General features: G+C 69.3%; 21 protein-coding genes. 16 read left to right on the top strand and 5 right to left on the bottom strand.

The window, feature by feature from the left end; translation table 11 throughout:
• The first annotated feature begins 144 nt into the window (after window positions 1–144).
• The 4 genes from ACZ45O_RS05300 to ACZ45O_RS05285 all read left to right on the top strand — a co-directional run bounded on the left by ACZ45O_RS05300 (window position 145) and on the right by ACZ45O_RS05285 (window position 4,709).
• Complete coding sequence (locus ACZ45O_RS05300; protein ID WP_464856271.1) at window positions 145–1,104, top strand: AAA family ATPase; 960 nt, start codon at window positions 145–147, stop codon at window positions 1,102–1,104.
• A complete protein-coding gene (locus tag ACZ45O_RS05295; protein WP_464856269.1) occupies window positions 1,105–2,331 on the top strand; it encodes a DUF58 domain-containing protein in 1,227 nt (408 codons plus the stop codon).
• Window positions 2,309–3,700 (top strand): DUF4129 domain-containing protein, encoded by a 1,392-nt coding sequence (locus ACZ45O_RS05290; RefSeq protein WP_464856267.1) that lies wholly within the window; start codon window positions 2,309–2,311, stop codon window positions 3,698–3,700. The genes ACZ45O_RS05295 and ACZ45O_RS05290 overlap by 23 nt, the downstream gene beginning before the upstream one ends.
• Before the next feature lie 103 nt (window positions 3,701–3,803).
• Window positions 3,804–4,709 carry a LysR family transcriptional regulator gene (locus ACZ45O_RS05285; RefSeq protein ID WP_464856265.1) on the top strand — a complete coding sequence of 302 codons (906 nt, stop codon included), beginning with the start codon at window positions 3,804–3,806 and terminating at the stop codon, window positions 4,707–4,709.
• On the opposite strand, the gene ACZ45O_RS05280 is transcribed toward ACZ45O_RS05285, so the two are convergent.
• On the bottom strand, window positions 4,668–5,090 hold the full coding sequence (locus ACZ45O_RS05280) for a hypothetical protein (protein WP_464856263.1): 423 nt from the start codon (window positions 5,088–5,090) through the stop codon (window positions 4,668–4,670). The genes ACZ45O_RS05285 and ACZ45O_RS05280 overlap by 42 nt on opposite strands.
• 111 nt (window positions 5,091–5,201) lie before the next feature.
• Here ACZ45O_RS05280 and ACZ45O_RS05275 point away from each other — a divergent pair, with 111 nt between their 5' ends.
• The 3 genes from ACZ45O_RS05275 (at window position 5,202) to ACZ45O_RS05265 (ending at window position 6,594) form a co-directional block, all read left to right on the top strand.
• Complete coding sequence (locus tag ACZ45O_RS05275) at window positions 5,202–5,390, top strand: hypothetical protein (RefSeq protein WP_464856261.1); 189 nt, start codon at window positions 5,202–5,204, stop codon at window positions 5,388–5,390.
• Between the two features lie 160 nt (window positions 5,391–5,550).
• On the top strand, window positions 5,551–5,817 hold the full coding sequence (locus tag ACZ45O_RS05270; protein WP_209464926.1) for an RNA recognition motif domain-containing protein: 267 nt from the start codon (window positions 5,551–5,553) through the stop codon (window positions 5,815–5,817).
• 249 nt (window positions 5,818–6,066) lie between these two features.
• Window positions 6,067–6,594 carry a DUF402 domain-containing protein gene (locus tag ACZ45O_RS05265; RefSeq protein WP_464856259.1) on the top strand — a complete coding sequence of 176 codons (528 nt, stop codon included), beginning with the start codon at window positions 6,067–6,069 and terminating at the stop codon, window positions 6,592–6,594.
• Between the two features lie 58 nt (window positions 6,595–6,652).
• Here the strand turns inward: ACZ45O_RS05265 and ACZ45O_RS05260 are convergent, their stop codons facing one another.
• Together ACZ45O_RS05260 and msrA are read right to left on the bottom strand one after the other, a co-directional pair.
• Window positions 6,653–7,564, bottom strand: coding sequence for an NAD(P)/FAD-dependent oxidoreductase (locus ACZ45O_RS05260; RefSeq protein WP_464856257.1), 912 nt, complete (start codon window positions 7,562–7,564; stop codon window positions 6,653–6,655).
• Window positions 7,565–7,613: 49 nt separating this feature from the next.
• Window positions 7,614–8,573, bottom strand: coding sequence for a peptide-methionine (S)-S-oxide reductase MsrA (msrA, locus tag ACZ45O_RS05255; protein ID WP_464856255.1), 960 nt, complete (start codon window positions 8,571–8,573; stop codon window positions 7,614–7,616).
• Window positions 8,574–8,934: 361 nt separating this feature from the next.
• Between msrA and miaB the strand changes: the two genes are divergently transcribed.
• The 3 genes from miaB (at window position 8,935) to mutS (ending at window position 14,015) form a co-directional block, all read left to right on the top strand.
• Window positions 8,935–10,338, top strand: a complete 1,404-nt coding sequence (miaB, locus tag ACZ45O_RS05250; protein WP_464857662.1) for a tRNA (N6-isopentenyl adenosine(37)-C2)-methylthiotransferase MiaB — start codon at window positions 8,935–8,937, stop codon at window positions 10,336–10,338.
• Window positions 10,339–10,361: 23 nt separating this feature from the next.
• Window positions 10,362–10,769 (top strand): YlbF/YmcA family competence regulator, encoded by a 408-nt coding sequence (locus ACZ45O_RS05245; protein WP_464856253.1) that lies wholly within the window; start codon window positions 10,362–10,364, stop codon window positions 10,767–10,769.
• Window positions 10,770–11,411: 642 nt separating this feature from the next.
• The gene (mutS, locus tag ACZ45O_RS05240) at window positions 11,412–14,015 is read left to right on the top strand and encodes a DNA mismatch repair protein MutS (protein ID WP_464857660.1); all 2,604 of its coding nucleotides are present in this window, start codon (window positions 11,412–11,414) and stop codon (window positions 14,013–14,015) included.
• 41 nt (window positions 14,016–14,056) lie between these two features.
• Here mutS and ACZ45O_RS05235 read toward each other — a convergent pair whose 3' ends face one another.
• Window positions 14,057–14,554 carry a DinB family protein gene (locus tag ACZ45O_RS05235; protein WP_464856251.1) on the bottom strand — a complete coding sequence of 166 codons (498 nt, stop codon included), beginning with the start codon at window positions 14,552–14,554 and terminating at the stop codon, window positions 14,057–14,059.
• Window positions 14,555–14,736: 182 nt separating this feature from the next.
• Here ACZ45O_RS05235 and ACZ45O_RS05230 point away from each other — a divergent pair, with 182 nt between their 5' ends.
• Together ACZ45O_RS05230 and ACZ45O_RS05225 are read left to right on the top strand one after the other, a co-directional pair.
• A complete protein-coding gene (locus ACZ45O_RS05230) occupies window positions 14,737–15,189 on the top strand; it encodes an Hsp20/alpha crystallin family protein (protein WP_464856249.1) in 453 nt (150 codons plus the stop codon).
• A gap of 158 nt (window positions 15,190–15,347) precedes the next feature.
• On the top strand, window positions 15,348–16,364 hold the full coding sequence (locus ACZ45O_RS05225; RefSeq protein WP_464856247.1) for a DMT family transporter: 1,017 nt from the start codon (window positions 15,348–15,350) through the stop codon (window positions 16,362–16,364).
• Here ACZ45O_RS05225 and ACZ45O_RS05220 read toward each other — a convergent pair.
• Entirely contained in the window at window positions 16,265–16,807 is a 543-nt protein-coding gene (locus tag ACZ45O_RS05220; protein WP_464856245.1) for a hypothetical protein, read from the bottom strand. The genes ACZ45O_RS05225 and ACZ45O_RS05220 overlap by 100 nt on opposite strands.
• Before the next feature lie 176 nt (window positions 16,808–16,983).
• Between ACZ45O_RS05220 and ACZ45O_RS05215 the strand changes: the two genes are divergently transcribed.
• From ACZ45O_RS05215 to hfq, 4 genes are all read left to right on the top strand, one after another.
• Window positions 16,984–17,454 carry a hypothetical protein gene (locus tag ACZ45O_RS05215; RefSeq protein WP_464856243.1) on the top strand — a complete coding sequence of 157 codons (471 nt, stop codon included), beginning with the start codon at window positions 16,984–16,986 and terminating at the stop codon, window positions 17,452–17,454.
• 84 nt (window positions 17,455–17,538) lie between these two features.
• Window positions 17,539–19,446, top strand: a complete 1,908-nt coding sequence (gene mutL, locus ACZ45O_RS05210; RefSeq protein ID WP_464856241.1) for a DNA mismatch repair endonuclease MutL — start codon at window positions 17,539–17,541, stop codon at window positions 19,444–19,446.
• Window positions 19,443–20,402 carry a tRNA (adenosine(37)-N6)-dimethylallyltransferase MiaA gene (miaA, locus tag ACZ45O_RS05205; RefSeq protein WP_464856239.1) on the top strand — a complete coding sequence of 320 codons (960 nt, stop codon included), beginning with the start codon at window positions 19,443–19,445 and terminating at the stop codon, window positions 20,400–20,402. Before mutL ends, miaA begins: the two co-directional genes overlap by 4 nt.
• Window positions 20,399–20,671: an RNA chaperone Hfq gene (hfq, locus tag ACZ45O_RS05200; RefSeq protein ID WP_464856237.1), complete on the top strand. Its 273-nt coding sequence runs from the start codon at window positions 20,399–20,401 to the stop codon at window positions 20,669–20,671. Before miaA ends, hfq begins: the two co-directional genes overlap by 4 nt.
• The last annotated feature ends 19 nt before the right edge of the window (window positions 20,672–20,690 follow it).

Genomic DNA, 20,690 nt, shown 5'->3' with positions numbered 1-20,690 from the left:
ATTGTACCAAGCACTTCGCACCAAGTGAAGGTTCCAGGCGAAACCAGCCGCCTGTGTTAGTCTTCACTTTCCCTGAACGATTCATGCCACCCACACGTCCTTTGGAGTAAGTACAGGCATGGGTACAGCCAGGGAGGCAGCGAGATGGAGCAGATGGCAGAGCTGGCAGCACGCATTCGCGCCAACATGGAGAAGGTGATGGTGGGCAAGGCCGAGGTCATCGAACTGCTGTTGGTGGCCCTGGCGGCCGGCGGGCACGTGCTGATCGAGGATGTGCCGGGAACGGGCAAGACGATGCTGGCGAAGTCGCTGGCGCGGTCGTTGGACGTGTCGTTCCGCCGCATTCAGTTCACCCCGGACCTGCTGCCCTCCGACGTGACCGGCCTCTCCTACTTCAACCAGAAGAGCGGCGAGTTCGAGTTCCGGCCCGGGCCCGTGTTCGCCCAGGTGCTCCTGGCCGATGAGATCAATCGGGCGACGCCGCGCACCCAGTCCGCCCTCCTGGAATGCATGGAGGAGCGGCAGGTCACCGTGGAGGGCGTCACCCGGCAGTTGGCGCGCCCCTTCCTGGTGCTGGCGACCCAGAACCCGGTGGAGCAGGAGGGAACGTTCCCCCTGCCCGAGGCGCAGCTTGACCGGTTCCTGCTGAAGCTGCCCGCGGGCTACCCCTCGGCCGACGAGGAGATGGCGATGCTGGACCGCTTTCGGAGCGGCGATCCCTACCGGGAGCTGGCGCCGGTTGCAAAGGCCGGGGAGATCATCGCGCTGCAGGAGGCGGTGCCGCGTGTGCACGTGGCCCGGCCGGTGCAGCAGTACATCGTGGACCTGGCCAGGGCCACCCGCACCGCGGAGGGCATCGAACTTGGGGTGAGCCCCCGGGGCACCCTGGCCCTGCTGCGCGCCGCACAGGCCCTGGCGGCGGTGCGCGGGCGCGACTACGTCCTGCCCGACGACGTGCAGCACCTGGCGCGGCCCGTGCTGGCTCACCGGCTGGTGGCCTCGACCCAGCTCAGGCTGCGGGGGCGGGGCGCCGCCGAGGCGCTCGATCAGATCCTCGCGTCCACGCCCGTGCCGGCCGAGCCCGTGCCGAAGGGGGCGGTGTAGGTGGGCGCAGGCGGCGGGTCCGGGCTCCAGTGGCTCGGGGTGGGCGCCCTGCTGCTGGCGGCCCTGTGGCTGCGGAGCGGCCTCCTGCTGCTGGTGGCCGGCCTGGTGGCCCTGGTCCTGGGGGTGGTGGCCCTCTGGAGCCGGTTCGGGCTCAGCCGGCTCAGCTATGAACGCCGCTTTGAGCAGAGCCGGTGTTTCGCCGGGGAGACGGTCACCCTGAGCGTCGCGGTGACCAACCGGAAGGTGCTGCCGCTGACGTATGTGGTGGTGGACGAGTCTGTCCCCGCGGCCCTGCACGTGGAGGCGCAGCGGCTTCATTTTCAGGGGCGGGGCCGGGAGCGGCTGCGGCTGCGCTTCAGCCTGGGCTGGTACCAGCGGGTGGAGCGGCGCTTCACCCTGCGCGCGACGCGGCGCGGCGCGTACCGGCTGGGGCCGGCGGTGGTGAGCGCGGGCGATCCGTTCGGCTGGGCGGAGCAGCGCATGGAGGTCCCCTCGTCGGACGTGCTGCTGGTCTACCCCCGGGTGCTGCCGCTGGAGGCGGTGGGGCTGCCCTCCCGGCGCCCCTTCGGCGACCTGGCCTCCCGCGACAGGCTCTTCGCCGACCCGCTCCGATTCGCCGGGGTGCGCGAGTACCGGCCGGGCGACCCGCTGAACCAGGTGCACTGGAAGGCGACGGCTGCGGCCGGGGAGCTGCAGGTGAAGCTGCTGGACCCCTCGGCCAGCCTGGGGCTGGCGGTGTTTCTGAACACCTGGTCCTACGAGCGCTTCTGGGAGGGCGATGACGCGGATGCGCTGGAGGCGGGGGTGAGCGTGGCCGCCTCCGTGGTCAACTGGGCGCACGAGCAGGCCCTGCCCGTAGGCCTGTACGCCAACGGCCTGGTCTACGAGTGGGGCTTCAGCCTCCGCCTGCCCCCGGCCAGGGGGGATGGGGTGCTGGTGCAGGCCCTGGAGGGGCTGGCCCGCCTGCAGACCGGCTCGCCCCAGCCGCTGTGGGAGTTGATGGCGGTGGAGGTGCCTGCGCTGCCGTACGGCACCTCGCTGGTGGTGATCAGCCGGCAGGTGGGGCCCGAACTGGCCGGCGCGATCCTCCGCGCCCAGCGCTCCGGCCGGCCGGTGACGCTGGTGCTGACGGGGGCGGACGCACCCCCGGCGCCGGAGCTGCCGGGCGTGCGGATCTACCGTGTGGGCGGAGAGGAGGGGCTGCATGGCGCGGTTCTGGCGAAGTAGCGGCCAGGCGCTGCGGTGGCTACTGGCCGCGCTGGTGGAGACGGCGGCGGCCCTCCCGTGGATGCTGCTCTTCTACGCCGCGGATGGCGCGGCGGACTGGTTCGCGGCTGTGCCCGGGGCCTGGCTCCCGCTGGCGGTCTTCCTTGCGGCCGCCGTGTGGACATCGGGCAGCCGCGCCGAATCGCGCCCAGCACGGCTGTTGGCCATGCTCGCGGGCACCTTCCTCGGCTACCTGGCTGCGTACGCGGTGCAGCCCGGCGACCTGCAGACCGGACTGCTCAGGCCCAACCCGGCCGTGGCCTTCGTGCCCGCGGCCGCGTACCTCTGGTACGCCGGGGCCCGCCATGCCCTGGAGGGGCTGGAGTACGGCCGGCTGTTCAGCCGTGCCTGGGTTCCCTTCGGCGCGCAGCTGGCCGGCATCATCCTGCTCCTGCTGTTGGGCGAGGGCCGGTCGGGGCCGGTGCAGCTGGTGCTCGCCTGGGCCGTCGTGCTGCTCTTCGCGGCGGGCCTTTCGCTCCTCATCCTCACGCGTGAAAGGGCCCTGCTGGGCGCACAGGAGGCCGGCGAGCAGGCCGCAGAGGCCGCCTCCCCCGCCGTGACGGGCTTCGTGCTCGCCCTCGTGGCGGGAACGGTGGCCGCGTCGGCAGTGCTGACGGTCGACCGCGTGACGGCCGCCCTGCGTGCCGTCGGCCGGGCTGTGGCGCCGGTCTACCACTTCATCGCGGAGGCCGTTGCCACTGTGGCGATGTGGATCGCTCTGCTGCTGGAGCCGCTGTTCCGCCTCCTGCAGCGCATGGCCGCCCGCGTGGAACCGGTGGAATCCGGCGGCGGTGAGGAGGTCGAGCTGGGCGCCCCGGACCTGCTGCCGGACCCCGGCCCCGGTGTTGACCTGGAACCGTTCCTCAGGGCCGGACTGCTCCTGCTGGCATTGGGGCTTCTGGCGGTCTGGCTCTGGCGCGCCACGGCCGGCGGGCGGCGAACGGTGGAGGTGGAGGAGGAGCGGACCAGCCTCGGGTTCTGGGCCTCTCTCTGGCAGGACCTGCGTGGGCTCCTGCAGCGCCGGTCAGAAGGCGGGCCGGGCGGGGGTGCGGCCGGCGAGGAGCCGGTACCGGCCGGCAGCGCCCGGGCGCTGTACCGGCGGCTACAGCGCTGGGGAGCGGCGAGGGGGCGACCGCGCCGGCCGGCGGAGACCCCGAACGCGTACCGGACGGCTTTGGCGGCGGCGGAACCCGGGGCGGCCGAGGCCGTGTCCGCCGTGACGGCGGTGTACAACCAGGAGCGCTACGGCGCCCGCCCGCCCGATGCGAAGGCGGTCGCGGCAGCGGCTGCGACTTGGCAGGAGAGTTGCGACGAGGACTTCACTATGTAATCGCCTTAACCTATAATGAGCGGGAAGGCAACATCTGCCTTCCCATTCCTCATTTGAATCGGATTCCGCGCAGGCTGCGAGAGCCGACCAGAGGAGGAGTTACATGCTGCTTCAGCACCTGACCACGTTCTGCCGCGTGGTGGAGGAAGGCTCGTTCACCCGCGCGGCGCATCTCCTGAACCTGACGCAGCCCTCGGTCACGAAGCAGGTGGGCGCGCTGGAAGACTATCTGCAGGTGCAGCTCTTTACCCGGCAGGGAAAACGGGTGCACCTGACTCCCGTGGGAGAGCTGGTCTACGATTACGCCCGCCAGGTCATCCACCTGGTGGGGCAGTGCGAGGCTGCGGTTCAGGAGTTCCGCTCACCGGGAAGCGGCAGTGTGACGGTGGGGTGCGTGCACACCATTGGCCTCTTCACCCTGCCGGATCTGCTGGCGGCCTACGTGCGGGAGAACCCGCGGGTGAAGATCAACGTGAAGACCGGCAACAACCGTGAGACGGTGACGATGCTGCTGCACGGCGAGGTGGACGTGGGCCTGGTCACCACCCCGCAGGTGCACGAGCGCATCGACGTGGTGCCCCTCTTCGAGGACCCCCTGGTGGTCGTGGCCGGCCCCTCCTTCGCGGCGGACCTGCCGCCGGTGCTCAGTAACGCCGACCTGGCGCAGCTGCCCTTCATCGGCTACGTGCGCGGCGCCCGCTTCCGCATGACCACCGACCAGGTGCTGGAGGAGATGGGCATCCAGCCCAAGTTCGTCATGGAGTTCGACAATCACGAGGCGATCAAGACCATGGTGGCCCTGGGTTTCGGCATCGCGCTGGAGCCGGTGTCGGCCGTGCAGCGGGAGCTGATCTCCGGCCAGCTGGTGCGGCTCAACGTGCCGGGGCTGCCCCGCTCGAGCCGCACCACCTCGCTCATCCTGCGGCGCGGCGAGCGGCGCAGCGACGCCGTGAAGGCCTTCCTGGGCCTACTGAAACAGCGGTACAGTGTCACCATCCCGTCGCCGTAGCGCAGCAGCCTCCCCCGTGCCGACCGGCTCCCCGCCGGTGGCCACGTTGTGCCTGAGGAAGTGGACCAGGTCGCGGAACTGCCAGGACCGGTGGTGGAACTCGTCGTCGAACTGGTAAAGCCGCGTCTCGCCCCCGGCGCCGGTGACCTCCAGCTCGAAGAGGGTGTGCGCATCCCGGCCGATGGGGCCGTTCAGCACCTCGGCGTCCCAGTCCACCTGTTCATAGCGTGCCTTCAGCTGCGCACGGTCGGCCTCTGAGAGCCGACCGTGCGCACTCGCGATGGCGCGGCTCTGGTAGTGCCAGTTTCCGTCTCCGTCCACCGATAGCTCGAAGAGCGACACGCCCGACACCGCCCCGCGGGCCCTGAGAGTGAAGTGCACCGCTTCTCCGACCTCCTGTCGCGCTGTGGTTGCGCACAGTAGTCTTTACCGGCCGCGCCGCCGTTATGTAGCGCGCGGGCAGGGAAGACTACGGCATGAGGAGGTGTGCATATGCCGGGCAACAAGATCGGCAAGCTAAAAGCGGGGCAGGGGTTGCGGCGGATTCTCGCCCAACGGCGGGGCGGCTGGCGCGACGCAGACGCCAAGGCTAACTACGAGATCGGCTCCGAGCTGGAGCCCGGTGTCGGAAGCCCCGGAAGGCCGATGCGGAAGAGCCGCTGGGGAGATCCGCACCGATAACGAAAAACAGGGGTTGCATTTCGCGAGGAAAAGGCGTACCCTGTCATTGGTTAGCGGCTTGGTGAGCGGTGCGCTGGTTTGCCGAACTACGGGCGAATTCCTCGCGTCTCCCTCCCGAACGCGAATCCAAATATCATGAATGATGGGAGAGAGAATGCGAATGACCAAGACCCTGTACTTCGGCAACCTTCCGTGGGCCGTTACGCCGGAGGACCTTCAGAACGCCGTGTCGCAGCATGCTGAGGTGCTCGGCGCCCGCATCGCCACCGATCGGGAGACCGGCCGCAGCCGCGGCTTCGGCTTCGTTGAGGTTCCGGCCGACCAGGCTCAGGCCGTCATCGACGCCCTGAACGGTGCCGAGTGGGCCGGCCGTGCGCTCACCGTGAACGAGGCCCAGCCTCGTCCGGAGCGCGGCCCTCGCCGCTAAACAGCGGAGCAGACCGCAGCGCCCGGTGCACATGCACCGGGCGCTTTTTTCTGTATACAGGTACGTCTTGCTCCGGCGATCGGCACGCTGTAGAATGGCGCTTGCCAGAATGGTGCCGCAAGCGCGGTGGTCGTGCGGCGCCCCCGGAGTCCCCGGTCGCGGGCTTCAGCAGCATGATGCGGGGCGTTACGGCGCAAACCTGAGCCTGCCGGGGCCGATCCGGCGAGGACACAGAAGAGGAGACCGCAGATGCGCACAGTATCGGTTCAGGAGTACAAGTACGGCGGCAGAAGGCACTACAGCTACCCCGTCCGGCTCATCGAGGAGCGGCCTGACGTGGTCATCGTCCACGGCCCGTACGGACGCCCCCTGACCCATCCGGGGCGGGGGCTGGTGGACTGGCCGGTGCCCAACGAGTCCATCGAGTTTCACTTCACCACCCGGCCCTACAGCGTGAGCGCCGGCTGGCACGCCGACGGCTCCTTCCTGCACTACTACTGCAACATCACGACGCCGGCCGCGCTGTCGGACGATGTGCTGTCCAGCATCGACCTGGACCTGATCGTGTGGGAAGACCTCTCCTATCGGGTGGAAGATGAAGATGAGTTCGAGGCGCACCGGCGGGAGTGGGGCTATCCCGAGGAGCTGGTGCAGCTGGCCCGGGAAGGGCTGGCCGAACTGATCCGGCTCGTGGAGGAGCGCCGGTTCCCGTTTGACGGGTCGGCGCCGCGGCTGCGTGAGCAGGTGGCTAACCGGGACGCAGGCCGCCCCGGTTAGCGGTGGGCGACAGTCGGGGAGATGGATGGGCTGCCCCCGTCTGCTGAGGGAGCCCGGATCACAGGCTCAGGGCGATGCGCTTCGCCACCGCCATGGCCTGCCCGCCGGCCATGACCAGGCTCTGGTAGGCGGGCGGGGTGCAGACGTCGCCCACCGCAAAGACGCCGGGGACCGAGGTCTGCCCGTACCGGTCGGTGAGGATGTAGCCCTCGGGGTCCAGTTCCACCTGCCCCGCCACGAGCTGGCTGTTGGGCTGGTTGCCGATGTAGATGCACACGGCGTCGACCTCCAGGCTCCACTGGCGGCCGCTCTGCTCCACATCCAGCGTGACGGCGTCGGGCCGGGTCCGGAAGCGGGCCACCGTCGCCCCTTCGTGGTGAACCAGCTTCTCGCTGGAGAGCACCGGGGCCGTGAGGTCCGGGCGTGCCCTGAGGGGGCTGCGGCTGAGCAGGTGCACCCGCCTCACCACCGGCAGCAGGAGGCCGGCGTTCTCCACCGCCCGGTCGCCGCCGCCGATCACGGCGACCCGCCTTCCCTGGAACCAGGGAAGGTCGTGGGACGGGCGGCGGACCCATCCGCCCCGGTAGAGGTCCTGCTCGCCGTCCACCCCGAGCCTCCGGGCGCTGAGCCCTGTGGCAATCACCAGGGCGCGGCCGGTCACCGGCCCTTCGGGGGTCACGCAGGTGCGGTCTGCGGCTGACACGGCGGAGACGGGCCGGCCGAGCCGGAGGGTGGCGCCGGCCTCCTCGGCCTGGCGCACCAGGCGCTGGGTGAGGGCCTCACCGCTCGGCAGGTCCAGACCGGGGTAGTCGAAGATCCGCCCGCCGATCTGGTTGAGCTGTCCGCCGGCACGGCCCTCCCGCTCCAGCACCAGCGGCTCCAGCCCCAGCCGGCGGGCCCAGATCGCCGTCGCGAGGCCCGCCATCCCGGCGCCGACGATGACCACGTCCCAGCGGCGATCGCCTGCCATCCTCGGCACACCCCCTCCCGGCGCCCACTTGGGCGCCGGTTTCTGTGCGTTAGTCAAAGAGCTTCCGGAACTCGTCGTATCCTTCCTTCTCGAGGTCCTCCTTCGGGATGAACCGCAGGGCCGCGGAGTTGATGCAGTATCTGAGGCCCGTGGGCGCGGGGCCGTCCGGGAAGACGTGGCCCAGGTGGGAATCGGCCCCCCGGCTGCGCACCTCGGTGCGGACCATGCCGTGGCTGAGGTCCAGCCGCTCGACGATGTTGCCCTCGACCAGGGGGCGGGTGAAGCTGGGCCAGCCGCAGCCGGCGTCGAACTTGTCCTTCGAGCTGAAGAGCGGCTCGCCCGAGACCACGTCCACGTAGATGCCCTCTTCGAAGTGGTTCCAGTACTCGCCGGTGAACGGCGGCTCGGTGGCGTCGTTCTGCGTCACCGCGTACTGGATGGGCGTCAGCCGGCGGCGCAGCTCCTCCTCGCGCCGGGGGTCGCGCCAGTGCCGGCGGATGAACTCGTCGCGGCCGGACGCCGCACGGTAGCGCTGGTAGTGGAGCGGATTCTTCCTGTGGTAGTTCTGGTGGTACTCCTCCGCCGGGTAGAAGGGGCCGGCGGGGAGGATCAGCGTGGCGATGGGCTTGTCGAACCGGCCGCTGGCCTCCAGATCGGCCCTGGACTGCTCGGCCAGCCGGCGCTGCTCCTCGTTGTGGTAGAAGATGGCTGTCCGGTAGGATTCACCCCGGTCGTGAAACTGCCCGCCGGGGTCGGTGGGGTCGATCTGGCGCCAGAAGATCTCCAGCAGCCGCTCGTAGGGGAAGACCTGCGGGTCGAACGTGATCTGCACGGCCTCGAAGTGGCCGGTGTTGCCGGCGCAGACCTCCTCGTAGGTGGGGTTTTCCTTGTGGCCCCCGGTGTATCCCGAGACCACCTTGTGGATGCCGGGCTGCTCCTCGAAGGGGCTGACCATGCACCAGAAGCAGCCGCCGGCGAAGGTGGCCAGTTCCAGCTTCTTATCGCTCATTCGTGATACCCTCCCTGTACCTTTCTGGACGACCGCGGCGCTTCCTGCGTTACTGCCGCAGGAGGAAGGCGCCCGACTGAGACAGGGGTCGGCCGTCGACCGGGCCAATGCCCCTTTGGGTGGGCGCGCAGTTGTGGTACACTACACTAGATGCACATTCAGTAAATCACCGCCCCAAAGGGGGAGACGATACATGACCCGAAAGGACCATCGCGCAGATGACCTCAACCATATTCTCGACCGGGTGGAGCGGATGATGAAGGAAGGCACGCTGGAGGAGCTGCCGATGGCCGCTCCGCAGGCCGATGCGGACCTCACGCCCGGCGGCTTCGACCACCTGGAGCCCCGCACCGTCGCCCAGATGAGAATCGACCCCGAGGCCGGCCGGCGCATCCACGGCAAGCCGGAGCCCCGGGTGCATATTGAGACCTACGGGTGCCAGATGAATGAGCACGACAGTGAGATCATGTACGGCATCCTGGCCCAGATGGGCTACGTGCGGGCGGAGGGGCCCAGCGACGCCGACCTGCTGCTCTTCAACACCTGCGCCGTGCGGGAGTCGGCCGTGGAGCACGCCTTCGGCCGCATCGGCCAGCTGAAACCCCTGAAGTACACCAACCCCGACATGGTGATCGGCGTCTGCGGCTGCGTGCCGCAGGTGGAGGGTCAGGTCGACCGCATGCTGCGGATCTTCCCCTACCTGGACCTGATCTTCGGCACCCACAACATCCACCGGCTGCCCGAGTTGATCGAGCGGGCCCGCAATGAGCGGGAGACCGTGGTCGACGTGTGGGAGTCGATGGGCGACGATTTCCCGGACATCCTGCCGGCCGCCCGGGAAGGCGACCTGAAGGCCTGGGTGACCATCATGTATGGCTGCGACAAGCACTGCACCTACTGCATTGTGCCCACCACCCGCGGCAAGGAGCGCAGCCGGCCCTACGAGGTCATCCTGGCCGAGGTGCAGGACCTGGCACGGCAGGGCTTCAAGGAGATCACGCTGCTGGGGCAGAACGTCAACGCCTACGGCAAGGATCTCTACGGCCGCCACGGCGAGGGGGCCTTCGACTTCGGCGACCTGATCGAGCTCATCGACCGGAACAGCCCCGGCATCGAGCGCATCCGCTTCACCACCAACCACCCGAAGGACTTCACCCGCAAGATGGTGGAGCAGATCGCCCTGGCCGAGAAGGTGTGCGAGTGGTTCCACCTGCCCGTGCAGTCCGGTTCCGACGCCGTGCTCAGGCGGATGAAGCGGTCGTACAACCGGAAGCAGTACCTGCGGCTGGTGTCGTGGATCCGGGAGCTGATTCCCGACGCGGTGATCACCACCGACATCATCGTGGGCTTCCCGGGTGAGACGGAGGAGGAGTTCCAGGAGACCCTGAGCCTGGTGGAGGAGGTCCAGTACGACGCCGCCTTCATGTTCATGTACTCCGAGCGCGCCGGCACGCCGGCCGCGGAGATGGAGGACAGGCTCAGCGTGCCCGAGAAGAAGGAGCGGCTCCAGCGGCTGATGGAGGTGCAGAACCGCATCGGCCGCGCCAAGAACGAGGCCCGGGTGGGCAAGGTGTACGACATCCTGGTGGAGGGGCTCGATAAGGGCAAGCCCGACGTCGTCTTCGGGCGGACCCGGGGCAACATCCTGGTCACCTTCCCCGGCGACGAGTCGCTCAGGGGCAAGATTGTGCCCGTGCGCATCACCCGCGCCGGCACCTGGACGCTGGAGGGCGAGCTGGTCGAGAGCCCGGTCTCGCTGGCCTAGTCAGCACGATGGGGGGAGATTCCGTGTCGGTCGCGACACGTCGCGATGTGTGGATGCTCGCCCGGGAGCTGGCCGAGGCCATCGCGGAGACGCCGGAGCTGCAGGAGTACCGGCGGACCGAGGACGCGGTGCTGGCCGATCCCGAGGCGGTCGCGCTCATTCAGGAGTACGAGGCGGCCAAGCGCGCGGTGAAGCGTTCCCGCGGCAGGCCCCCGGAGGAGCAGCAGGCCCTGGTCGAACGGTTCCTGGCCGTCGAGGAGCGGTTCAACGCCCACCCGGCCATTCAGGCCTACTGGAACGCCCGGGTGGCGCTGGATGCCTTCATGGACCGGCTGAACGCCGTGATCACCTTCCCGATCACCGGCCAGGAGGCGCCGAAGACGAAGGGCGGCGCCTGCGGCTCGGGCGGCGGCTGCGGCTGCGGAGGATAAATGAGGTGGTGTCGGGAGGGGGGCTATGGCCCCCCTCTATGGCCAGAGGCACCTGCCTTTCCTCACGGGGGAGGGGCGGCGTGTACGGTCCGACCCCGTGGCAGTGGGTAGCATTTGGCAGGGGTGGATGTCGGGAGGGGGGGCTATGGCCCCCTCTATGGCCAGAGGCACCTGCCTTCCTTCACGGGGGCGGGGCGGCGTGTACGGCCCGACCCCGTGGCAGTGGGTAGCATTTGGCAGGGGTGGATGTCGGGAGGGGGGGCTATGGCCCCCTCTATGGCCAGAGGCACCTGCCTTCCTTCACGGGGGCGGGGCGGCGTGTACGGCCCGACCCCGTGGCAGTGGGTAGCATTTGGCAGGGGTGGGTGTCGGGAGGGGGGGCTATGGCCCCCTCTATGGCCAGAGGCACCTGCCTTCCTTCACGGGGGCGGGGCGGCGTGTACGGCCCGACCCCGTGGCAGTGGGTAGCATTTGGCAGGGGTGGGTGTCGGGAGGGGGGCTGTCGCCCCCCTCCCGACTTGAAAAGAAGGTAGACCGGGTGCGGCTGACGAAGAACAGCCGGAAGGACCGCACCGCCCGCAGGGGTCAAGCTGTGCGGATGAGGAGGATATGCGGCAAGTGGACCCAGCCAAGGCAACACCGATGTTCGCCCAGTACCTGCAGATCAAGGAGCAGTACCCGGACTGCATCCTGTTCTACCGGCTGGGCGACTTTTACGAGACCTTCATGGACGACGCGGAGCTGGTCGCCCGGGAGCTGGAGCTGGTGCTCACCGGCCGGGAAGCCGGCAAGGGCATGGGCCGGGTGCCCATGGCCGGGATCCCCTACCACGCGGCTGAGGGCTACATCGCCCGCCTGATCGAGAAGGGCTACAAGGTGGCCATCTGCGAGCAGCTGGAGGATCCGAAGAAGGCGAAGGGGCTCGTGAGGCGGGACGTCACCCGGGTGGTGACCCCCGGCACCCTGGTGGAGCCCCGTCTCCTCCCCGAGAAGGCCAACAACTTCCTGGCCTCCATTGCCTGGTCGCGGACGGGGTTCGGCCTGGCGGTCGTCGACCTCTCCACCGGCGAGTTTGCGGCGGCCCAGATGAACGGCGCGGACAGCCTCCGGCTCCTTCTGGAGGAGATCGGCCGGCTGGAGCCGCGGGAGGTCATCCTGGAGCCGGGGCTGGCGGCGGAGCCCTCGGTGACTGGGCCGCTGAAGGCCGCGGGCATCGCCATCTCCGTCTTCGAGGGGCGTCACTTCAGCCATGCGGCGGCCTACCGGCGGCTCACCCAGCACTTCGGCACCGCCAACCTGAGCGGCTTCGGGTGCGAGCACCTGGAGCTGGCCACCTCGGCCGCCGGCGCGGCCCTGGCGTATCTGGAGGAGATGCACCGGTCCAGCCTGAGCCACGTGAGCGGGCTGGCCGTCTACTATCCCGGGGACTACATGGTGCTGGACCCCGCCACCCGGCGGAACCTGGAGCTCACCCGCTCCCTGCGGGACGGCGGGCGCCGGGGCACCCTGCTCTGGGTGATCGACCGGACGGTGACCGCCATGGGCGCCCGCCTGCTGAAGAGCTGGATCGAGCGGCCGCTGCTGGATCTCGGCCAGATTCAGGCGCGCCACGGCGCGGTGGGCGAGCTGCTCAACATGCCGGTGATGCGGGCCGACCTGCGCGCCCTGCTGCAGGAGGTGCACGACTTGGAGCGGCTGGCTGGCCGGGTGGCCGTGGGCACCGCAACGGCCCGGGACCTGGTGGCCCTGAAGAAGTCGCTGGTGGCCCTGCCTTCGATCCGGGTTGCCCTGGAGGAGGTCACCGCTGAGCGGCTGGTGCAGCTGCGGGACCAGCTGGACATGCTCGACGACGTGCGGGACCTCATCGAGCACGCCATCGCCGACGAGCCGCCAGTCGCGCTCACGGAGGGCGGCATTCTGAAGGACGGGTACCACCCGGAGGTGGACGAGCTGCGCCGCATCGCCCGGGACGGCAAGGCGTGGATCGCCCAGGTGGAGGCGCGCGAGCGGGAGCGCACCGGCATCAAGTCGCTGAAGATCGGCTACAACAAGGTCTTCGGCTACTACCTGGCGGTGACCAAGCCCAACCTCTCCCTGGTGCCCCCCGACTACATCCGGAAGCAGACCCTCGCCAACGAGGAGCGGTTCATCACGCCTGAGCTGAAGGAGCTGGAGGAGAAGGTGCTCCACGCCTCCGAGCGGGTGATGAGCCTGGAGTACGAGCTCTTCCTAGAGATCCGGCAGCGGGTGGCCGCGCAGGTGACCCGCATCCAGCAGTCCGCCCGGGCGGTGGCCGAGCTGGACGTCCTGGCCTCCTTTGCGGAGGTGGCCGCCCTGTACGGCTACTGCCGGCCCCTGGTGGACGACTCCACCGTCCTGGAGCTGAAGGGCTCCCGCCACCCGGTGCTGGAGCGGGTGATGGAGGAGGGCACCTTCGTGCCCAACGACCTGCTGGTGGACACCGGCGAGAACCGGCTGCTGCTCATCACCGGGCCGAACATGGGCGGCAAGTCGACGGTCATGCGCCAGGCGGCCCTGGCGGTGATCCTGACGCAGGCGGGCTCGTTCGTCCCCGCGGAGTCGGCGCACATCGGCGTGGTCGACCGGGTCTTCACCCGGGTCGGCGCCTCCGACGACCTGGCCACGGGCCGGTCCACCTTCATGGTGGAGATGACGGAGGTGGCCAACATCCTGCACAGCGCCACCGAGCGCTCGCTGGTCGTCCTGGACGAGGTGGGCCGGGGCACCGCCACCTTCGACGGCCTCTCCATCGCCTGGGCGATCACCGAGCACATCCACCAGTCCATCGGCTGCCGGACGCTGTTTGCCACGCACTACCACGAGCTGTGCGAGCTGGAGGGCATCCTCTCCGGGGTCAAGAACTACTCCGTCGCCGTGATGGAGAAGGGGGAGGAGATCATCTTCCTCCGCAAGCTGATTCGCGGCGGGGCTGACCGCTCCTACGGCATCCAGGTGGCCCGGCTGGCCGGACTGCCGGGCGCGGTGGTGGAGCGGGCGCGGGAGATTCTCGCCACCCTGGAGGAGCAGGAGGGCGAGCGCAAGTCGCGCCGGGAGGCCGCGGCCCAGAAGCTCAGGCGGCAGCCCATGGTGCAGCTCAGCTTCTTCGAACCGAAGAAGGACCCGGTGGTGGAGGAGTTGCTCGGGCTGAACGTGATGGCCCTCACGCCCATCGAGGCGCTCAACATGCTGTATGCGCTGCAGGCCAAGGCGAAGGAGAACCGCTGACGCGCAGCCGCCCCCCGGAGGGTTCCGGGGGGCGGCTGTTGTCAGGCCGAAGGCTGGAAGAAGCGTCGGATGATCATGACCTGCCCGTAATGCGAGGCGAGGTGGAAGGGCAGGAGGTGGAGGAAGAAGGTGAGCGGCTGCGGGCGGCCGCCTGCGGAGATGGGGAAGCCGCGCTCCAGATCGGCCTCGGTGAGCTGCTCCAGCACGGCCGTGAGTTCGGCCCGGGCACGCTCCAGCTTTTCGGTGAGCGACTCCACCGTCTCCCCGGGATCGGCGAAGGCGATGGGCCCGCCGGGGGCTGGCGTGTACCTGTCGAGGAGCACCGCCTTCCTGAGGTCCGCCGGGGCCTGCTTGCCCGTGATCTGTTCGCACACGACCACCTCGGTGGCCGCGACGTGCAGCACGAGCGTGGCGATGCTGTTGGCGAATCCGGGGGGAACGTAGGCCAGCTGCTCGGGGGTGAGGTCGCGGATGGCGTTCTTCAGAGCACGGAGCCCGAATGCCAGTTGTTCGGAACAGGCGCGCGCTTCAGCGATCATGTGTCAACCTCCTTTACGCTGAGTCAGTATTCGGTCCGGGGCGTCAGAATCCTCCGACGCTGTGGGCCGCGGTGTGTGCCTGAGGCGAATCTGGGCGGCGGGCCGCTGGAGATACTGATTCCCTGACGGGCGCCGCGTCCGCCACGGCGGCGCCCGGAGGAACAGGTCGAGGAGGGAACGACGTGGATCTCATTCCGTGGCATCCCTTGCGCGAGCTGGAGCGCGTGCGTTCGCCGCTGGAGCGCTTCTTCGCCGATCCCGTCTTCGGCACGGGGATGACCTTCGGCGGTGCGATCAACGCCTTCCCGGTGGAGGTTGTGGAAGAGGGCAGCGACATCGTGGTGCGCTGCGAACTGGCCGGGCTCAACCCCGAGGACGTGGACGTGCGGATCACCGACCAGGGGGTGACCATCCGGGGCGAGCGACGGGCCCAGGAGACCGACCGGCAGCGGGGCATGTACCGGTCCGAGCGCTTCTACGGCGCCTTCAGCCGCGCCGTCAGCTTCCCCGTTCCGGTGGACAGCGAGCAGGCGGCCGCGACGTTCCAGCACGGCCTGCTGGAGGTGAGGGCGCCGAAGCGAAACCCGGACGCTGGACCGGACGGGCGGCGGCTCAACATCACGCCGCTGCACTGAAACAGGGGGCTGTGTCCAGCCCCAATCTTTTTATGTGTAATCATCCGCCCGCACCTCACCTTCCGCCTCAGGCGTCAGACCATTAAAGAGAGACGCACTAAAGAGACGGTCCCTGCCCGGCCGGGCAGGGACCGATGAAACCGGGAGGAACGGGCGCAATGGAGCGGGTTAGGCGGCGGAGTACGCTGGGCTATCTCATGGTCACTGGTGCCGCGTGTCTGTGGGGAACCCTGGGGGTCGTGAGCCGGGGCCTGTACGACGGCGGCCTCTCTGCGCAGGCCGTGGTCACGGTGCGGGCGGGCGCGGCGGCTGCACTGCTCCTGGCCGCGATGCTCTTGCTCCGGCCGCGCGCTCTGCGCGTCCGCCTGCGGGACGTCCCGCTCTTCGCGGCCTACGGGCTGGTCAGCGTCGCCGCGTTCTACCTGCTGTACTTCGTGACCATCCAGCAGCTTTCGGTGGCCGCGGCTGCGGTGCTGCTCTACACGGCGCCGGCGTTCGTCGCGGTGGCGGCCGCCCTCACCCTGGGCGAACCGCTGACCCGGATCAAGCTGGCGGCCCTGGCGCTGACCCTGGCTGGCTGCACCCTCGTCGCCAAGGCCTACGAGCCGGCCGCCTTCAGGGGACAGCTCCTGGGGGTGCTCACGGGGCTCGGGGCCGGATTCACCTACGGCATGTACTCCATCTTCGGCAAGCACGCCCTGAAGCGCTACGACCCGTGGGTGGTGCAGACCTACTCGCTGTTGGCGGGGGCGGTCCCCCTGCTCCTGCTCTTCGGGCGTGAAGCCGCCCTGGCGGTCGCCCGCTCGCCCGAGGCGCTGCCTGCCCTCGCCTATCTCGCACTGGTGACCACCCTGGGGGCGTACGGCCTCTACCTGACCGGGCTGCAGTCGGTGGAGGCGAGCCACGCGGCCATTCTTTCCACGGTGGAGCCGGTGGTGGCTGCGGTCCTCGGGTTCCTGCGCCTGCAGGAGCCGCTCCAGCTTCCCCAGATGCTCGGCATTCTGCTGGTCCTGGGCAGCGCGGTGATGCTCAACGCCCGGGCGGGGGAACCGGCCGGGGCTGAAGCAGCGGCTGGTCAGCCTCCGTCGGCGCTGTCAAGGAGACTCGGGAGGGTCGGCAGCGCCAGCGAGGTCTCCGGCGCGAAGAGCTCTCCCTCCCAGCCGGGCTCGCGGTAGAGCGGGTACGGGGAGAGGACCAGGGCCCGACCTCGCACCAGCGCGGCGATCAGCTGGTTGTGCACCCCGTCCACCAGGGCGATGCGCAGCGGGTCGGCGCCCTCATAGGCTACCTCCAGCACATGCGCCCGCTCGTCCGCCGCGTAGCGCCAGGCGGCCTCGTAGGCGGTGGGGCGCTTCTCCAGCAATGCAAGCAGGGGTTCCGTCCAGCCGGGGCAGAAGATGACGATGGCCTGCCGGTCCGGGCCGCTGAACTCGGCGGCCTGGGTGGGCAGGTAAGCGGGGGACGCGGTCAAGGCTTGACACTCCCTTTCGGATTCAAGTGGCGGCAGCCGGTACGGAACGTGCTCGCCGCACGCCAGGGAACGCCCCGTGAGCGCGGCGGTAACGGTGCCGTGGCTGACGACGATGACGCCGTGGCTCACCAGTGTGAACCAGGCCACCGCCCATCCTCCTCTGCGAACGCGAAATCCGTCATGCTCTGGCGTTTCGCCGCCCGCAGTCCGTCATCCTTCGCCCCTCGCCTGCCGAAATCCGTCAACGGAAAGGCTTGCCTCTGCATAGGAGACATGCCACAATGTGACGGTGGGGAGATTCCCTGGAGGAGTGAACAATCGCTGTGTTTACCTGGTGGCAATGGCTTCTCATCGTACTGGCCGCCCTCGGTGTGGCCTTTCTGATCCTCTGGCAGACACCCTGGTTCAAGATTCGCAAGTACGCAATCGACATCAAGCGCATTTATGACAGGCATAAGCTCCAGGAGAAGGCCGAACAGGCTCAGATGCTCGGCCAGAACCCCAACATGAACCCCGTACTTATGCGCAAACCGCTGCGGGAGATCATCTCCACCTACGAGGCCTTGATTGCGGACATGAACAAGATGAAGGTACCGCCGAAGGCCCAGCGGCTCCACGAGATGTCGCTCACCGCCGCGAAGGAGTCGCTGGCCATGTACCAGATGGCCGCGATCGGCGGCTTCCGGCAGAAGGCGATTCTGAGCCGGCAGAAGAAGGTCATGCAGCTTCAGGAGCAGATCGAGGCGGAGATGGAGAAGCTCTACGGCAAGCCCAAGGAGCCCAGGAAGAAGTGAGCCTGAAGGGCGGCGCCTCCGGCTGGGAGAGCGCCGCCGCACTGTCACTGCGCCCTGCCGGGGCCCGTTGTCGGAGGTGAGGATTTGCCCAGGATTCGGCTGCTCGACGAGCAGACGGCCAACCAAATTGCCGCGGGCGAGGTGGTGGAGCGGCCGGCCAGCGTGGTGAAGGAGCTGGTGGAGAACGCCCTGGACGCCGGTGCGAAGCGCATCGTGGTGGAGGTGAGCGGCGGCGGGCGGGAGCTGGTGCGGGTGAGCGATGACGGCGCGGGGATGCTTCCCGAGGACGCGCGCCTCGCCCTGCAGCGCCACGCGACCTCGAAGATTCGCACCGCCGAGGATCTGAGCGCCATCACGACCCTGGGGTTCCGGGGCGAGGCGCTGCCCTCCATCGCCGCGGTCTCGGAGTTCGAGCTGATCACCCGGCCCCGCGACCAGCTGGCCGGCTACCGCATCCTGGTGGAGGGCGGCCAGATCGTGGAGGAGGGGGAGCACGGCTGCCCCGCCGGCACCCGGGTGACGGTGCGGAACCTGTTCTACAACGTGCCCGCCCGGCTGAAGTACCTGAAGACCAACGCCACGGAGATGGCCCAGATCGGCGACATCCTGACCCGCCTCGCCCTGGCGAGCCCCGATGTTTCTTTCCGCTTCCAGAGCGGTCAGGCCCAGGTCTTCGCCACCCCGGGGACCGGCGACCTGCTGGCGGCCATCACCGCCCTGCTGGGGCGCGAGGTGGCGAAGGAACTAATTCCTGTGGATCACCGCACCGACGCCGCGCGGGTCTGGGGCTTCATCGGACGGCCCACCATCGCCCGGGCCGGGCGGAGCCACCAGTACTTCCTGGTCAACAAGCGGGCCGTCCGCACCATCGCCGCCCGCTACGCCCTGGAGGAGGCCTATGCACACCTCCTGCCCACCGGCCGCTACCCGGTCTGTGTCATCTTTATCGAAGTGGAACCGCACGAGGTGGACGTGAACGTCCACCCGACCAAGGCCGAGGTGCGGTTTCAGCGCGACCGGGAGGTGCGGGCGGCGGTTTACCAGGCCGCCCGCCAGGGGCTCGGCGCGGCCCTGCTGATTCCCGGCACGGAGGTCTCGCCCGACGGCGAGGTGCGGGTGCCGGACCGGAGCGCGGAGAAGGCGGCGGTTCAGCGGGGCTGGGTGCCGCCGGGCGCCGGGCGGCCCGGCGAGGGCGGCGGGCGTGCCGCGCCGCCGCCGTGGCGGGTATCGGCCGGCGCGGGCGCGGAGACTACCGCCCGGGAGGCCGAGAAGAGCTACCTTCCGCTGGGCGGCGTGCAGGCGGTCCTCTCGGAGCGGTCGGCGACTGAGGTCGTCGCGGCCGGCGCCCCGGCCATGGACCTGGCCGAAGCGGGCTTCGTGCCCCGTCCCGCTGACCCCGGCGAGCTGATCCGGTCGCTCAGGCCGCTGGGCCAGGTGCACCGCTCCTACATCGCCTGCGACGGCCCGGAGGGGCTCTACCTCATCGACCAGCACGCGGCTCACGAGCGGGTCTTCTTCGAACGGCTCTACGCGGCGGCGCAGGAGGAGGCCGCGGCCGTGCAGCCGCTCCTCTTCCCGCTGACCCTGGACCTGACGCCGGCGCAGATGGCCATCTGGCAGGAGAACGCCGCCATCTTCGCCGAGAGCGGGTTCGAGGCCGAGCCCTTCGGCGGAAGCACCCTGCTGATTCACGGGGTGCCCGCCGGGCTCGGGACCGACCACGTGGCCCGGCTGGTGTCCGATTTCCTCGACCGGCTTCAGGAGGAGCAGGTGGCGCCGGGCACGCCGGTGACCGACCGGCGCCGGCGCGTGCTGGCGGCGATGGCGGCCTGCAAGGCGGCCATCAAGGCGCGGGATGCGCTCCAGCCCGAGGACATCGCCGCGCTGCTCCACGACTTGGCGGCGTGCGCTTCGCCCGCCACGTGCCCCCACGGCCGGCCGACCATCATCTGCGTGTCAGTAGCCGAACTGGAGAAGAGGTTCAAGCGGTGAAACTGCCACTTGTGGTGCTGGTGGGCCCCACGGCGGTGGGCAAGACCGCCCTCTCGGTGGCGGTGGCGCAGGCCGTGGGGGCCGAGATCATTTCCGGCGACTCGATGCAGGTCTACCGGGGCATGGACATCGGCACCGCCAAGATCCGCCCCGAGGAGATGGGCGGGGTGCCCCACCACCTGATCGACATCAAGGAGCCGGACGAGGAGTTTTCGGTAGCCGAGTTTCAGGCCCGCGTGGACGAGCTGATCCCGGCGATCTGCGCCCGCGGCCGGCTGCCCATGCTGGTGGGGGGCACCGGCCTCTATGTGCGTGCCGTGGTGGAGAAGTACACCTTCACCCCGATGGAGGCCGACCACGAACTGAGGGCCCGGCTCCGGGAGGAGGAGGAGCGGCACGGCCCCGGCTACCTCCACGCCAGACTGGCGGAGGTGGACCCGGTCTCCGCCGCAAGGCTGCATCCCAACGACCTCCTCCGCATCGTGCGGGCCCTGGAGGTCTACGCGCAGACGGGCGTGCCGATCTCGGCCACGCAGACCGCAGCCGAGTCGGAGCCCCGGTACGACGACCTGATGATCGGCCTCACGATGGACCGCGCGCAGCTCTACGCCCGCATCGACCAGCGGGTGGACGCCATGCTGGCCGCCGGCTGGGTGGACGAGGTGCGCGGGCTCCTGGCCCGGTACCCGCCGCACGTGCGGTCGATGCAGGCCCTCGGGTACAGGGAGCTGGTGCTCTACCTGCGCGGCCTGCTCACCTGGGACGAGGCGGCGGCCCTGATCAAGCGGAACACCCGCCGCTTCGCCAAGCGGCAGTTCACTTGGTTCCGGCGGGAGCGGCGGCTGACCTGGCTGGATGTGACCGGGCACGAGGCCCGCAACCGGGCGGTGGCGGAGATCGTCACACTGATAAGGGAGAAATGGCCCTGTAGAGAGAGGAAGGGGCGGATCAAGTGACAAAGGCGTCAGCCAGCCTGCAGGACGGGTTCCTCAACCTGCTTCGCAAGGAGAACATCCCCGTGACCATCTACCTGGTCAACGGGTACCAGTTGAAGGGGCAGATTCGCGGCTTTGACAACTTCACGGTGGCGGTGGAGTTCGAGGGGAAGGTGCAGCTCGTGTACAAGCACGCGCTGTCCACCATCACGCCGATGCGGCCGCTGCCGGTCACCGTGGCGCAGATCATGCGGGGCGAAGCGGGGCAGGAAGCGGAGGATTCGGAGTAGGAAAGCGGGACCGCCAGCG

It is taken from the genome of Symbiobacterium turbinis (assembly GCF_055383075.1).
Note: the sequence above shows the minus strand (reverse complement) of the source record. Positions and strands in the feature narration are given on the sequence as shown.

Bases quoted from the DNA above. Each gene is read 5' to 3' on its own strand.
- ACZ45O_RS05300 (WP_464856271.1), top strand. From the start codon at position 145: ATGGAGCAGATGGCAGAGCTGGCAGCACGCATTCGCGCCAACATGGAG.
- ACZ45O_RS05290 (WP_464856267.1), top strand. From the start codon at position 2,309: ATGGCGCGGTTCTGGCGAAGTAGCGGCCAGGCGCTGCGGTGGCTACTG.
- ACZ45O_RS05285 (WP_464856265.1), top strand. From the start codon at position 3,804: ATGCTGCTTCAGCACCTGACCACGTTCTGCCGCGTGGTGGAGGAAGGC.
- ACZ45O_RS05275 (WP_464856261.1), top strand. From the start codon at position 5,202: ATGCCGGGCAACAAGATCGGCAAGCTAAAAGCGGGGCAGGGGTTGCGG.
- ACZ45O_RS05270 (WP_209464926.1), top strand. From the start codon at position 5,551: ATGACCAAGACCCTGTACTTCGGCAACCTTCCGTGGGCCGTTACGCCG.
- ACZ45O_RS05265 (WP_464856259.1), top strand. From the start codon at position 6,067: ATGCGCACAGTATCGGTTCAGGAGTACAAGTACGGCGGCAGAAGGCAC.
- ACZ45O_RS05260 (WP_464856257.1), bottom strand. From the start codon at position 7,564: ATGGCAGGCGATCGCCGCTGGGACGTGGTCATCGTCGGCGCCGGGATG.
- msrA (WP_464856255.1), bottom strand. From the start codon at position 8,573: ATGAGCGATAAGAAGCTGGAACTGGCCACCTTCGCCGGCGGCTGCTTC.
- miaB (WP_464857662.1), top strand. From the start codon at position 8,935: ATGAGAATCGACCCCGAGGCCGGCCGGCGCATCCACGGCAAGCCGGAG.
- mutS (WP_464857660.1), top strand. From the start codon at position 11,412: ATGTTCGCCCAGTACCTGCAGATCAAGGAGCAGTACCCGGACTGCATC.
- ACZ45O_RS05235 (WP_464856251.1), bottom strand. From the start codon at position 14,554: ATGATCGCTGAAGCGCGCGCCTGTTCCGAACAACTGGCATTCGGGCTC.
- ACZ45O_RS05225 (WP_464856247.1), top strand. From the start codon at position 15,348: ATGGAGCGGGTTAGGCGGCGGAGTACGCTGGGCTATCTCATGGTCACT.